Origin of the sequence: Microcoleus sp. S28C3, from assembly GCF_036700785.1 — a bacterium.
Classification (GTDB): Bacteria; Cyanobacteriota; Cyanobacteriia; order Cyanobacteriales; family Microcoleaceae; genus Microcoleus; species Microcoleus asticus.
In genome coordinates this window covers 1-15,205 of record NZ_JAUBPO010000135.1, presented here as the reverse complement: position 1 = coordinate 15,205, position 15,205 = coordinate 1, and the positions used below count along the sequence as shown (strand labels likewise).

Below are 15,205 nucleotides of genomic sequence, written 5' to 3'. Positions count from 1 at the left end.
TAGTCTGGCTGCCGTCCATCTCCCAAATTCATATCCATATTCTTCCGGAGCTTTTTCGATTGTATCTATCAATATTTTTTCATACTCTGGAGTGACTTTGCGAAAATTTCCTGGGCTTCTTTTATCTAAAAAACTATCCAAATTATCTGGATCGCCGTGAACTGACCAATAAGCTACTGTTGTGTAAGCAATCTCCATAGATTCACTAATTTGTCGATAAGTTTTTCCGTCATTTATTAGCAATAAAATTAGAACTTTTCCCCTTACGTAATTATCGTCAGACTCTTTTAGTAGTTTAATGAGTCTCTGCTTTTGATTTTGAGATAGATGGTTTTTTGCTGGCATACATTATAACTAATTATCGCTTATTTTCTTATATTTATATTATACAATCTAGCTGCGTATCAGCTTATTCAGCAAGCCCTATTTACATCTCAAATGGAATTGCTATAGTGAGTTTGGACGATCGCACCCCATGCCCTCTTCCTTCACAATTACCACGGCGAACCGATCATAGTAAAAGCAGCCCAATAATAAGGATGCGACAAATTTCGATCGCCCCTGGCGGTCAACTCCGACGGTAAGGGCAGAGCTTGATTGTTGCCCGATCGCCTCAAATAACCATCTTGCAACCGCACTTCACCCCGCAGCATCGCCAACTGCGCTTGCCGCAAAGCCTCAGCCTTAATCGGCGCCGTGCGCAACTGCTGGTAAAACTCAGTCATCAGCCCCAAAGTACCGACATCGCTGACATACCACAAACTCGCCAAAGCCGATTTGACCCCCGCGTGCACCGCCAACCCCGCAAACCCCAACTCAGCTTGTTCGTCTCCCACCGCCGTAGTACACGCACTCAAAACCAACAACTCCACCTGCGGGTTAGATAACTTCAACTGATCCAACTGATTCAACCGCAACTTAGTATCCCAAAACTGAATGTAAGAATTTTCTGCCCCCCCTGGCTGAAAATCGCCGTGAGTAGCTAAATGAATAATTTTGTATTGCGATTGATTGCGCTTATCCTTCAAATTTGCCAAAGTAAAAGCTTCATTGAGAAAAGACGAACCGGGCCAAATCTTGCCCACAATTGTCGATATTTCCAGCGGCACTGCAGGCAAAGGATTTTGATCGTATTTGGCAGGAAAATTCGACGCACCCATCGCCAAAACTTCAGAACTCTTAACATCGGCATAGCGAGTATCAGTTAAACTCAAACTTGGAATCAGCCCCAAACTGTACTTTTCTACCAAAAACTGCTTGCCGTCGTAAAGAGCAGCCAAAGGCAAAGTCCGCAAACCCGCATCCATCGAAAACACCAAGGTGTCAATCTTGTTAGCCTCCAATTCCGGTTGCAGCGGTGCAATTAACCACTGGTAAAGTTCCTCGGCAGGTTCCTTGTAATCAGCAGCATTCAATCTCCTGGGAGTTCTGATAGCATTAGTGAATTCTTTAGCAACTTGCAGCACTGTCTCGCGGCTTGCAGGCACGCTTTTAAAAACACTTTTGCCGTCTGGCAATAACAACACAAGTTCTAAATGTTTCTCTTTCGCCCACACGTAAAGGATGGCGGGTTTAACTCCCGTCAAGCGATTGACGCTGCTGAGAGTATCTCGAATACTTTGCTGCGTGACCGACTTTTGACCGAGATTGCCCCCAAAGTAACGTTCAAATTCCCGACCCTGAGTTCTATCCCTTTGTTGCACTGCGTCGATCGGATTTATTTGCCCGATCGAACTCGATCGAGAAATCTCAGGAACCCTGACATTCCCGATACTTCCTGCACTCGCCCCACTCGCCGGCTTCTGTGCAGTTGCCCCCCCGCTGCCGTTTTCTGTCGTCGCCGGCGCACCCTGATTGTCTGTTAACAGCGACTGCGACAGCAATACCGAGCCGGTCGCAGTCTCGTTCGACCCCACCTCAACAGACGCAGCAGCAGGTTCAGGCGAGACATTTGTGTTACTGCTCTTTGGCGCAGACGCTGCGGAGGGGAGACTCACCTCAGTCACAATTTGTTGAGAATTGGCTGTAGTTTTCAGTTCCACGCTGGTAGTTGGTGCCGGACTCGACACGATCGCCAGCGGCCCGATAGTAGTTGAGGAGGTGGCAGTGTTCGACTTCGAGTTTCCCGTCCCAACAGTCGCCACCGTGCAAGTTCTCGACGGGCAAGCGCTTTGAGAGAGCGTCAGCGAACCCGACCGAGCCAGCCCGTCTGTAGAAATGCTGACCTCGGCGCGATCGGCAACCGTTCCCGTTCCCGCAGCCCGAAACGCTCCCCCAGCATCGATTTCCACATCGCCGCCCGTATTGCCGCGAGCTTTGATCGAAACAACTTCAACATCTTTCTGCCCGGTAATCTTGCTCGAACCGGCACTTCCCGACTCCGAACTGGAATTGATCACGCCTGTAACGATCCGCCCCGGCGCCGCAATCGAAATATCTCCCCCGCTTCTAGCACCAAAAGCATCGATGTTGCCGGTTTCTACCGCAGCGGCGCTGTCGATCTTGATATCGCCCGCCGCGGAAGCCGATCGAGATGAAAGCGTACCAGCAGTCAAGTTGCCTTGAGTGCTAGTGATGTTAATCCCCGCAGTCGAGGTAACGTCTCCGACGGCTACAGTACCGCCCATCAGAGAGATCGTGGCGTTATCAGTTCCGACGATCGCACCCGTTCCCACGATCGCGCCAGTGCCATTGGGCGATTGAATCGTCGTCGGGTCTTGAAATGTCACCGTCACTGGTGTTGAATCTGGCGTTCCAGAAGCAATCGAGATCGCACCGCTACCGTCAGAACGCCCGATCGCGATCGAAGCAAACCCATTCCGCAGCGAGTTCAATTCCGCAGAAGTCAAGTTCAGAGCTTCGGTATTGCCAGAACCTTCAATTATAATATTTTGACTGGGATCGGCCGGTTGCAGCACCAAATTGCCGTTGCTGGCGATCGAATTGTTGCCACCCGTCAAGTCAATATCGTTGCCCGTTAAAGTAATATTTCCCGGTGTTTTCGAGCCGCCAGCTTGGATCGCACCCGCAGTGACTCCCTTGGGCCCCGTCAGCGTCACATTCCCCGCGCGATCGCCCCTCGTGTCGATCGCCCCTGCAGTCACCGTTCCCTCTGCGGTAACGCTAACATCTCCCGCCTCCGAGCGTGGCACTTTGGCAGAATTGACAGAAGTGTTGATGGTGGGGGCAGTTCCAGTACGTAGCTGACCTGTTGTGACATTGCCCGCTGTGCTGGCGATGCGAATTTCCTGATTGTTGGTAGTGATATTTCCGGTTCTGATATTGCCGTCAGCTTTGAGAGTAATTGAGGCATTGTCGGCCCCTGTCAAGGAATTTGTGGTAGTGATTGTTCCCAAACCCCCCGGCGATTGAATAATTAGCGAGTCATAAAATGTGAAATCGTTGGCAATCAGAATCGAACCGATACCGTTGCTACGGCCGATCGTAATTCCAGCAAACCCATTTTGCAAACTTCCGAGGTCGCTTGCCGTCAGATTCAAATAAATATTAGTGCCGACATCTCCAGAACCGCCGATCGCAATATTTTGACCTGCGTTCCAAGGTTGCAGTACCAAAAAGCCAGTGCCGCTGACTGAATTTTTGTCGCCTTTAAAATTAATTTCATTACCAGTCAAAGTAATGTTTCCCGAACCCCCTGCGATCGAGCTAACTCCCAGAACATTCTGAGCTGTCAATGTTACATTTCCCGTCGCTTCCGGGCCGCTGGCATCAAGTTTTTGGGCCGTTACGTTCAGACCTTCGAGCAAAATATTCCCGCTGCTGCCGGTGCTAGGATTCGATGAAGAAATATTGTTGGCAACGGTCGAACCCGGACTAATCAAACTAATATTTCCGCCGTTGCTTGACAAATTGCCCGCAGTAATTTGATTTCCCGAAATGGCGATCGCACCGCCTTGAGTGCTAATTGTATCTCCCGAATTCATCGAAAAAACACCCGCACCGCTGCGATCGGCATCTGCTCTCAATGTCACCGAACCAGTAGTTGCTTGAAAGCTCAACTGATTGTCCGCCAAATCAGCAATTGTAATATCGTTGAGCGCTTCGAGAACCACATTTGTCGTCGCCGACATACTTTCCAAAGCTCTTGCCGAAATTGTCAGCGAAGGCTCAGAATTGTTTGGCTGTTGTGATGGCGTTCCTGTTGCCAAAATATTATTGGCAATAATTGCCGCATCGCCGGTACCTTCTGGGGAATCTGTAATTAAGATATTTTCTGGATCTAACAGCAAAGTCCCCAAACCGTTTGTCCCGGAAGTATCGACAGTACCGTTAAAAATCAATCTTTGCTTGCCCGAAACTTCCACAAACCCGCCAACACCTGCGGTTCCCGTTGCAGAAACGCCATTCGCGCTGATGCTGCCCAAAAATGCTGTCGTGTTGTCAGCCCAGACAAAAACTCTGCCGCCGTTGCCTGATTGAGTTGCGTTGGCGGCGATCGAACTTTTGCCATCCACGTAAGTCATTGTTGCATTCGGCACAGTTCCCTCGCCTCGGTAATCTCCCCCGATCCGCACAGTTCCGCCGCCGTCCGGCCCCGAAGCCTCAATCTTCGCTCCCAACAGCCCTACCTTGTCGCCCAACACGTTGACACTTCCTCCCGCGCCCCCCCTGGCAGACACATCCGCATCACCCGCTACCAGCGCAGTTCCAGCACCTGCAGGCACTGTGGGGCCTGCCGTCAGTACGACTTCACCTTGAGCGTTCGTAGTTATACCCGTAGCGTTAGCCACGCCGGGACCAGAGAGCAGCCGAGGTAAACTCTGGGGAGAGAAGGGAAGAGTTTCCGAACCCGACACTCCCGCAGCCGGAGAAACTTCTAAACTCAGCAAAAGTCCGTTTTGACTCAACCGCACCAGATTTTCGCCCGGAACAGCCGCCACAGTAATTTGACCGCCCGGGGCTGAAAGTTTGCCCGTACTGATGACCGTACCGCCCAGCAAAGTCAAATTTTGCCCGGTTCCGACAGCCAAGTTACCGGCATTGACAATACTCCCCGGCTGTGAGCCAAAAACAAAAGCATTCGGCGTTCCGACTAGGGCTGCGTAGTCGTTCGCCCCTGTACTGTTGAACCAACGGTCGTCAAAACCGATACCGCTAGCGGTGGTAGCAAAAAAAGACCCGGACACATCGAGTCGAGCATTTGCTCCGAAGATGATGCCTGCGGGATTCATCAGCAACAAGTTAGAATTGCCGCCGCTAACTTGAATTAGACCGTTAATTAAGGAAGCGTCCCCGCCGACAACGCGGCCGAGGATATTTTTTATGGTTGGGTTGGAGATGAAATTGGCAGTTTCGCCTGAATTCAGACCGAACCGAGTAAAACTGTGGAATAGATTTGCTCCGTCTCTGGAGGGAGTGCCGCCTTGAATGTCGTAGCGAGGGGGCGACCCTGTACCTGGGGCGGTGACAGCGGTTCCGGTGCCGTCTGGGGCTGGAGTAATAGATTGTGCTGCAGCAATTTGAGATTGGGGATAAATTGCCACGAATACCCATCTGCTGCTGTTTTCTTTTAAGAACAGCAGGTTGGGGGAAAAATCTAATATCCAAAATCCGGCAATGGGAATTGCTGCCAGAATCGACCGCACAGCACGTTGAGCATTCATAAGTTTGCCTCGGTCTAGACCTTGATTCGAGTTTAAAATTGAGATTTTAGGTAAAAAAGAGTCGATCGCACCCCAATGCTGACACTTCCTAACGCTAGTTCTCGATCGCAAATCTTAAATTTTCAGTCTAAATTTAATTGTGTCACCAACATAGCAAAGACAGACAGTAAGTGTCGAAACCCAGGAAATTTAAACAGCGAAAATTATGAGCGATGGAATTGTGCGTCTGATCGGTTTAACTGGGGGCATCGCCACCGGTAAAACCGCTATATCTAATTATCTGAGAGATGCCTGGGGATTTCCGATTTTAGATGCCGATATTTACGCCCGCGAAGCTGTGAACCCAGGTTCGCCAATACTGGACTCTATTGTAGAACGATACGGCGCCCTTATTTTGCTCCCCGACGGCAATTTAAATCGGCCCGAGTTGGGAAATATTATTTTTTGTAACGCAGCCGAGCGGGAGTGGTTGGAACAACAGATTCACCCTTATGTCCGCCGCCGATTTGTTGAGGAAACTCAAAGCTGCATTGCTGCATTGACTCCGGTATCGCAAGGCACACATCACTTAAGTACAAAAACTCAAGAAACCGGGTTTGTTCACCGCGATCAAAAGCTAGAACGAAGTATTGTTGAAAAAAACTCCGGTTTCTGCGCCCCGACTGACACGTTGACTTTGGTTTTGGTAGTGCCGCTGCTGTTTGAAGCTAACATGACTGACTTGTGTACCGAAATTTGGGTGGTGTACTGTTCGCCGGGAGTGCAGTTAGAACGACTAATGCAGCGAGACGGCTTGAGTTACGATCGAGCTAATGCCCGCATTAACGCCCAGTTACCGCTAGCTCAAAAGTGTCAACAAGCTGATGTTGTTTTGGACAACTCGTCAACCCTCGACTCGGTGTTCTTACAGGTAGATTCGCAAGTCAGTCGATGTGAGATTTGAGTTTTGAGATGTAAGATTGACTCCACGATTTTGTGAACGGGCTTTTTTTTTCAGAACCGCTTTCGACTCGTCCTTCGGAGCGGCGCGCCAGCCATCTTGAGACAAAGCAAGAGAGACAAAAAAATAAAAAAGGTTCACAATTCATTTGAAAATACCATAACAACCATTTATGAAGTTAATCTGAAGGATTAGACATTGCTTTCTTTCAGGAATATCGTGCACCAAAATTTTTATATGTAGGGTGCTGATGACGCACCTCTGTAATCTGCTATTTTGTCTTTAATGCGAGGGGTTCTTCCTAATATCAATAAATTATGAAATTAATCTGAAGACTATTAAAGATTTATAGTTTGCGGTTTTCGTTTCCTTATTTGCAGAGTGTTTCAAGTGGCTTCCAGGGTGTATACCATTTGAGATTTGAAATTTTAAAATTGGGAATGATTTATAACTACCAGGTTTTGGAGCACCGGCCTAGAGAGGCCTTCTTTTTTTTTAGATGGTATTAAATTTTGCTGGTTGGCCGCAAGTAGCAGACAGCTCGAACTTGCGAGCAAACAAGCGAGCTAGATAAGGGCTTTCACCTGCTTTCAACGAAAAATAAAAAAAAGTGCAGGTGCCGTCAATTACTAATTGATGGTTTCGCTGCCATTAATTTTTTTTTATCCTGATAGCCGAGTACAGACTGCGTATCAAGAAGGGGAAAATACAAATACCAAAATTTATTATGATCGGCGTTTACTCTTCCATCCTGATGTCAAGCCTGTTACTGAGCAGCACCGCAGTTAGCGCTCAAAGCTTAGAAACTCGATCGACCTTTTTTGCTCAAGACAACTCTGCTCCAGACATTTTAACCGCTCTAGCCGACACTCAGACCTTTTACGATAACGATAAAGATACGCCGCCAGAACGAGGAAGCGGGAGATAAAGGCGAAAAAAGCGATAATTGTCTGTTGGGAATTAGGTAATTACGGGGAGAATCGAAAATTGGGATAAGAAGAGAAAAATTGAAGATTTCCATCCATTAATTCAGGACTTAGGTACTGCGTACCAAAAAACCTATTTTTTAGCGGTATTTGACGACTCAAAACATAATTTTTGGCTGTTCCGGTTTTTTGGCCAAGCGTACTCAAGATATCAGATGCCACAAACAGGCGCGAAATGTTGCACTCAAAAAATAAAGGTAAAGCGCGAGTAGGAATCTTGCGCTTTACCTTTATTTTTTAAACTTTTGAAACTTTAATCTTCTTCCGCAGCTTCGCCACCAACCACGACATCGCGAATCCGCAAACTCGGGCCACCGCAGCCTACCGGCAAACCGCTTTGTCCTGCCTTGCCGCAGCCGCCGGATTCATCCCAGTAGAAATCGTCGCCGATCGCCTCAATATCGGCTAAAGTGCTGAAAACATTACCCGAAAGAGTAACATCCCGCACCGGATTGTCGAGTTTTCCGTCGCGGATCATCCAAGCTTCGCCGGCACTGAAAGTAAACATTTCGCCGTTAGTCATGCCGCCTTGCCAATTGCGCGCATAAACTCCTTCTTTGATACCAGAAAATAAGTCAGCCACTGGCGTGTCACCCCGTTCGATCCAAGTATTCGTCATGCGGACGATCGGCGGATAGTGATAATTCAAACAGCGAGCATTGCCAGTAGGCGTTTCTCCCAATTTGCCCGCAGTTTCCCGCGAGTGCAGCCGCCCGACTAAAGCGCCGTCTTTAATTAACTGAGTCGTAGTCGCCGGAGTACCTTCGTCGTCGTAGAAATAGCTGCCCCGGTGTCCCTCTGGCGCTGCACCGTCGAAAATTTGCAAGTTTTCTGGGCCGAACTGGCGGCCGAGGGTCATAATTTCCAAAATGTCGGGATTTTCGTAGGCCATGTCGGCTTCGGAAAGGTGCCCGAAGGCTTCGTGAACGAACAATCCGGTCAGAATCGGGTCGATGACGACGGTGTAGGTGTTGCCTTGGACGGGGGGTAAGGCTAGGGAATCTACGGCGCGCTGGGCGGCGCTGCGAACTTGAACATCGAGATCGGTTAAGTCTTCGTAGGCTTTGCGCGAACCGGTGGTTTCGCGGCCTGTTTGTACGGTTTCCCCGCTGCGGGCCGTGGCGGCAAAGCGCATTTCCATGTCTGCCCAACCTTGTTCGAGCATGGTGCCTTCGGAGGTGGCGAGGATGATGCGCTGGGTGCTGTCGCCGTAGCGCACGGAGATGGTGGCGATGCGGGGGTCAATGCTGCGCAGGATGGCCGCGTAGCGATCGCACAATTGCTTTTTGTCAATTAGGGGAACCAGACGGGGGTCTGTTCCTGTCAGCGGCAGCAAGCAAATGTCTTGTACTGGCGTAACTGGTGCCAGAATCGTTTCTTCTTCGCCGATCAGTTTAGCCGCGGCGATGGCTTCTTCGATTCTTTCGGCGAGGGTGGAAAGTCGGTTAAAACTGGCAAAGCCCCAGCCGCCTTTGTGACAAGCTCGGACTTGGCCGCCAATTGAGACTCCTTCGCTGAGGGTTTCAATTTTTTCGCCTCGCAGCAGGATGTCGGTGCCTTCGGCTTCTTCGAGTCGAATTGCCAGATAATCCACTTGATTGCGGTAGCGTGCCATTAAGTCTGACAGCAGATTTTTCGAGTCGGCGATCGAGGTGGGCATAAGGAAAGCACGGTGTTTAACTGACTTCATTTTGCACTTTTGTCAGGGCGATCGTGCAAAATATCGCCCCAAGCGCGGAGATTGCGACTTATTGGTACGGTTCTGCCAATGTCGTTAGTTGACAAATGTGGATATCCTGTGGGTTAGGAGGAAGGCGCAAGAAACTATGCGGGATTTTTCGATCGCGCTGGTGCTTGAGTCTTAACTCCTGAACTTTCCTATACATAAATACTTCACCCTTCATGCCTCCGAAGGTGGGTTTATAACTGTGAATACTTACTTTTTACCGACAATAAGCGAAATTTTAGCCTCCGAAGGCCAAGAAAATGACCTCAGTCTCTTTGATGCTAAGTTGGCGGGAGAAAACAACCGCCATCGGTGTCCTGCCAGCCGTGGGGCTTCTCGGCTGAAAGCTGAACAGGAATGGTACGGGGCGATCGCAGCTTTGAATCAAATGCTCGACCGGCAAAAACCCGGACAAAAAACAGATGCCGATCGAGCAAATTGTCGGTCGACAATCCCCAATTCCTGTCAGGGATTGGTTTTGTCCGGCCCGTCTTCGGTTTTGACTGACCCTGAGAGGGCCAACGGCTTTGCCAATTGGATTTTTACCAGTATTCCCGATAACGATGCTGCTTTGTGGTCTTTTCGTGCTAGACAAACTTTAGCTTTACTGCCGGCGGCTGATGAGCAAATATCTGTGCCTGCGGCGGCCCCGGCTTTGGCTTTGGCGATCGGCGATCCTTTGGCGCACGAGCAGTTTTGTTTGGTTTTAACTGCTAGTTTTAGCCTGGTGATGGTTTTGGGTGAAAATTCTGCGGGAATGCCGGCTTTTCTATTTTCTTTCGACCCGCAAGTAGTCGCCAAAGCTTGGGAAGTTTTGCGGCGCAGGGTGACTGAAAGCGACAGTTTGCTTGCCAATTCTGATGGCAGCTTCAATTTACCAGTTAGCCAAGTAACTAATAATTCTACTAAATTAGACGCGCTGTTCGAGCAGTTTTTGCCGATGGCTCCAAATTATCAAACAGTGATGCAGTTCAGCCGCTTGCTGTTGCATAATTTGCCGGTTGGGAAAGAGGAAGCAGGCAGGGTAAAGGATGAAAGAATTGATGATGGTTTGAGTCCCAGGCGTCAAAAGTTATCGGCTACAGATATCAACTGCAAATCTCCAATTCCTCTGGCTAGTAAAGAGGTGGAATTGCTACAGGCGATCGCCCACGAAGTCCGCACACCTTTGGCTACTATTCGCACGCTGACTCGATTGTTGCTGAAACGTCCCAAACTTGAGCCAGTGGTGGTCAAGCGTTTGGAAATGATTGATGCTGAGTGTACCGCTCAGATCGATCGCTTCGGTTTAATTTTCCGCGCCGTGGAATTGGAAATGTCGCAAGCCAAAAATTCGGGCGTGCAGCTAACAGCAATGTCCCTCGGTGAAGTGCTGCAAAATAGCATTCCCCGCTGGCAAAAACAGGCGGCTGTGCGCAACCACACTTTGGAAGTTATTGTCCCGAAAAAGTTGCCTGCGGTAGTCAGCGATCCGACGATGTTGGATCAGGTTTTAACTAATTTGATTGAGAATTTCACTCGAACTTTGCCATCGGGGAGTCGCATTCAGGTGGAGGTGACATTGGCGGGCGATCAGTTAAAGTTGCAGTTGGAATCGGAACACCTACCTGAAGGTAATGGCGCATCGACTTTTGCGGCTAAGGCGAATGCTCCTTTGCGATCGATCGGGCCTTTGTTGATGGTGCAGCCGGAGACGGGAAGTTTGAGTTTAAATTTGAGCGTGACTAAGAATTTATTTCGGGCTGCTGGCGGGAAGTTGGTAATTCGCCAGCGGCCTGAAAAGGGTGAGGTGATGACGGTATTTTTGCCGCTGCAATAGTCATTAGGTGTAGTGGCGGGTTTTACCAACCATCTATGTCAGAAACGAACAATATAATAAACCCGCCCCACCCCAACGACAAATCCGAATAGATATTTTTAAAATGGGATTGAACCTCATGTTAATCTGGGTTGTTGGTTGGGTGGAGGCGGTTTTTATAGATTGTTTGTGAGCCTTAAATATTGTTAGTAAACCCCGCCCATACAGCACGATCGCATTAATCAATTAAAATCTCGCTGAGTTTACTTAATAATTGCCTCATCCACCCTTCACAAATCAAACATCGTACCGGCTCGATATAACTTTTCGCAAACAAACTGCCGCAAAAACGATCGTTTTTGCAACACCCCTTTCAACCAGAAAAAGGCTTAACCCCACCACAAACTGTTACAAAACTTATCTCAAAATTAGTGTCTCAAAAACGTACACTGATAGTTATTGGACTTTAGAGAAGAATGAAACTAAAAAAGGATGAACGCGAAGTAAGAAGAGATAATGACGGTTTCAATAACGATAAAGGTCATCATCCCAAAATTAATTATGCCAATAATTATAACAGAGACTGAATTCCAAAAGTTCCGAGGTGAGTTGCACAGGCCGTTCAAAAAACGAGCAGACAGCAAAAAGGACTTGTTGGATGCGCTGTGTAGCAATAATCATGCGCCAAGTGTGGTTTATTTAAGCCTGAATCGGTTGTTTACAGGAAATTACAGTAGGGAATCTACACATCTCTAAGCTTGATTCGGAGCAGCACAAAGATTGTATCGGTCTCATCTTTACCTCAAGAGAGGGAGTTGATCTCAAATCCTCATTGAACCCTTCAATTATGCTACCTGAAAACCCGGCAGATATTCTTTTACTATTTTCCAAAATGCCGAAAAGATATTTCTTTTAAACAACAATGTCGATTTCAAAGGAAATTTAACTTCACATTGTGCATCTTCTGGTAAAATTCAGTATAACTACATTGTCCCGTGACTAAAAGGCTTCCTTAGATTGCAAGAGGAAGACTTTTGCTAGATATCGATTCTATTTCCGCCAGAGTTCGCTAGAGAATCCCAATATACCTAATCCCCTATACAAAGACTACGAGTTCCACAGTTATGACCAGAGCAGAGCAGAGAATTAAAATTACCTATATCTTCACGCACCATATTCGTTGGGTTCCCTTTGAATTGGTCGCCAAATGTATCGATAAGAGTAAATTCGCAATTGACTATATCATTCTTAATGAAGGCGATCCTATGATCTCCTTTTTAAGCCAGATTAATGTTCCTTGCACTGTTGCTTCCTATCAGGATTATAGCAATACCCCAGAGATCGTCAAATTTATCTACGAACACTTGATAAGAAATAAAACTGATATTGTTCATACTCATTGGTTCGCCGGCAGCTTGGCTGGAATGCAAGCTGCTTATTACGCCCATATTCCAGTACGAATCTTCACCAGGGAACATCCTTCGATTAAATACTATTCGCGTCATGCTCCCAGCAAGCATCGTTTGATATGGGAATGTGCCACCCATATTATTGGTGTTACCAACACAAGCAAACAAGGCATGATAGAAGACGGCATACCAGATGATAAAATCACTGTGATACCAACGGGATTTGATATTAGTGAATTTGAGAATGTAGACAGTTCGCGCATTGAGAAATTGCGCTCTAAGTATCTAGCAAATCATCACGGCCCTGTTATCGGTGTGGCTGCAAGGTATGTCAGATGGAAAGGAGTTGAATACGTCATTGAAGCACACAAGCAGGTTCTCGAAACTTATCCTAATGCAATCTTAGTTCTTTCAGGTACACATACAAATCGTGCCAGCCTGGAGGAGAAAATTCGCAATGCACGCAAAGAAGACATCGTTGCGCCTCAATACGAAGACATTATCAGCATCACAAATAAGTTGTCGGAATTACCCGATGGGAGCTATGTTGAAATCCCATTTGAAGAGGATATTTTTGCCCTGTTCCGATTATTTGATGTTTTTGTCCATGTGCCTACAGATTCTATTCAAGAAACCTTCGGACAAGTCTATATAGAAGCAATGCTTTCTAAAGTTCCATCTGTTATTACTCTTGCAGGTAGTGCTTTGGATCTTGCTGTACATAAAGAGAATGCTTGGGTTGTTGATTACAAGAACAGCGAGCGAATTGCCGAAGGAATATTAGCACTCTTAAGCGATGCACGCCTGAGAGAAACGATCGTTAACAACGCCTTTCTCTGTGCTCAACAATACGATATCAAGAATCATATCCGACAACTTGAAGACTTTTATATCTCTGAGCTGGAAAAAAGAATGAAGTAGTATTAAGCGTCAAGTTGAATAATCTCTACAAGCTATGATTAAGTCTAATGTACAAACCCCTTTTTTAATTCCTCAAGCTTATACCTGAATCCTTACTGAAAGTCTCTATATTTTCGAGATGACTCACATCATTCCAGACAATAAGACTCCAACGCCCGTTAATATACTCAAAAATGCAGAGGTTCGCATTATACAGCTTGAAGCGCCAACTATTTCCAGGTGGGAGACCAAGCACCATTTCAAAAAAAACCATCAAGAGACAACCATGACCGATCGCCACAACAGTTTCATCTAAATGTCGTTCAGCGATCGCATTCAGGACACGACAGCCTCTGTCCCTACATTGCCTTAAACTTTCTCCTTCTGGGATGACGTATTCAAAGCCAATACGTTCATAGTCTTGCCGATACTGTGGAAACTTCTTGTGCATTTCAGAGACTGTTAATCCCTCAAATATTCCCATGTTCCACTCTCGTAATTGCGGGTCAAAAATGACTTTCTTTCCACATACTTTAGCAATGATATTGGCTGTTTGAACAGCACGACCCAGATCGCTGCTGTATAAAGTGGTGAATGAAAGACGCAGTAAGCGATCGGCAATTGCATGGGCCTGCCGGATTCCTTTGGGTGTCAATGGACTATCGAGTTGCCCCGTAGCCTTACTCTGTACATTCCACTCGGTTTCCCCATGGCGTACAATGACAAGTTTCATTTCTTCTTATCCTATAGATAGTGATTGATAAGGAAGGCTCCATTTCTACGGCAGGGTTTTGATTTCCAGGCTCATTTGACCAATTTTGAATCAGCCCGGCTGAAATTTCTAAATATTGAAAACTCTCTGTATCTCCTCGTAGGCTTGTTTCTGTATTTCCAGCGCCAGCCAGGTTACATGGACAAAATAAGATACCAAATTGTCACAGCATAGTGGATTATTGTCGTAGGTGTGGGTATAGCAGAATTTGAACCTGCTGTCGATATCCATGTTCAACAGACCCAGTTCACAGTTTTCTAACATAAATCGCGAAATTACACGCTGGTCATTCTGACGGCAATCCATCATGTATTTATCCACAAAATTACTGGCAATATAGTTAAGCATACGGAGATAAGCCCATTTGTACCCAATGATAAAGCCACTGTTGAGATACTTGGCTGGATGCCCTAAATAGTTAGACAAAAAGAAGGGAAGTACATCGGCACTGTGGTGGCAGAATACTGTTTCGGCACTGATAATAATATCTCTACCTGTGGCACTGAAATCTGCTGCCAATCCGGCAGGATCGTAACGAATGCACAGGACATCATAGGCATCCGTAAAGACTATGATTGTGTCGTCAGCAATATCGGTATCAGAAGCTAAGAAGTCGCGAACCTTGAATATCTTTGAGAGGAGTCCCAGTCGCGGACAGTAATTATCGAGGATACGCAAGTTACCCTGCAATGACGAATGCAATGGCTGGACGTGCGGACTACCTGCGTCGCACAAGGTGATGAAAATAGGTTCTTCAGGAATTTGCATAAGCCTCAAATCGCTTCATTTCTTGATTCCACTTACACAGACTGTAACCAGTGATATCAAATCCGTTTGTATCCGATTGAGGAATTTTATGTCATCGAGCTTCAAAAGAGAAGAAAGTAGGGTTACGAATAGCACCGGATGCTGCATTTCTAAAATTGGGCAACATATCTATTCTTAATCTGATAGATATGTTGCCAGGACAGTTCGACACTGTTCTCTTAAGGAGTGAGATATTGAAACCCCCGAAAGGTGAGGAGTTCAGAGATAGCGAGGGGACGAGAG

The 15,205-nt window shown here is 47.1% G+C and carries 9 protein-coding genes; 4 read left to right on the top strand and 5 right to left on the bottom strand.

Going from position 1 to position 15,205, the window contains the following annotated elements:
- A partial coding sequence (locus tag QUA13_RS28370) for a helix-turn-helix domain-containing protein (RefSeq protein ID WP_445242754.1) occupies positions 1-345 on the bottom strand: 345 nt, incomplete at its 3' end.
- A gap of 149 nt (positions 346-494) precedes the next feature.
- On the bottom strand, positions 495-5,624 hold the full coding sequence (locus tag QUA13_RS28365) for a CHAT domain-containing protein (protein ID WP_333203917.1): 5,130 nt from the start codon (positions 5,622-5,624) through the stop codon (positions 495-497).
- A 205-nt stretch (positions 5,625-5,829) separates the two neighbouring features.
- Here QUA13_RS28365 and coaE point away from each other — a divergent pair, with 205 nt between their 5' ends.
- Both coaE and patX read left to right on the top strand, forming a co-directional pair.
- On the top strand, positions 5,830-6,567 hold the full coding sequence (gene coaE / locus QUA13_RS28360; protein ID WP_333203915.1) for a dephospho-CoA kinase: 738 nt from the start codon (positions 5,830-5,832) through the stop codon (positions 6,565-6,567).
- Positions 6,568-7,291: 724 nt separating this feature from the next.
- Positions 7,292-7,492: a heterocyst-inhibiting protein PatX gene (gene patX / locus QUA13_RS28355; protein WP_333203913.1), complete on the top strand. Its 201-nt coding sequence runs from the start codon at positions 7,292-7,294 to the stop codon at positions 7,490-7,492.
- Positions 7,493-7,803: 311 nt separating this feature from the next.
- On the opposite strand, the gene QUA13_RS28350 is transcribed toward patX, so the two are convergent.
- Positions 7,804-9,210 carry a TldD/PmbA family protein gene (locus QUA13_RS28350; protein WP_333203919.1) on the bottom strand — a complete coding sequence of 469 codons (1,407 nt, stop codon included), beginning with the start codon at positions 9,208-9,210 and terminating at the stop codon, positions 7,804-7,806.
- Positions 9,211-9,478: 268 nt separating this feature from the next.
- Here QUA13_RS28350 and QUA13_RS28345 point away from each other — a divergent pair, with 268 nt between their 5' ends.
- Together QUA13_RS28345 and QUA13_RS28340 are read left to right on the top strand one after the other, a co-directional pair.
- Positions 9,479-11,095, top strand: a complete 1,617-nt coding sequence (locus QUA13_RS28345) for a HAMP domain-containing sensor histidine kinase (RefSeq protein WP_333203911.1) — start codon at positions 9,479-9,481, stop codon at positions 11,093-11,095.
- Positions 11,096-12,198: 1,103 nt separating this feature from the next.
- The gene (locus QUA13_RS28340) at positions 12,199-13,404 is read left to right on the top strand and encodes a glycosyltransferase family 4 protein (protein WP_333203909.1); all 1,206 of its coding nucleotides are present in this window, start codon (positions 12,199-12,201) and stop codon (positions 13,402-13,404) included.
- 64 nt (positions 13,405-13,468) lie between these two features.
- On the opposite strand, the gene QUA13_RS28335 is transcribed toward QUA13_RS28340, so the two are convergent.
- Positions 13,469-14,116, bottom strand: a complete 648-nt coding sequence (locus QUA13_RS28335; protein WP_333203907.1) for a histidine phosphatase family protein — start codon at positions 14,114-14,116, stop codon at positions 13,469-13,471.
- Between the two features lie 108 nt (positions 14,117-14,224).
- Positions 14,225-14,923 (bottom strand): glycosyltransferase domain-containing protein, encoded by a 699-nt coding sequence (locus QUA13_RS28330; RefSeq protein WP_333203905.1) that lies wholly within the window; start codon positions 14,921-14,923, stop codon positions 14,225-14,227.
- Positions 14,924-15,205 lie beyond the last annotated feature (282 nt).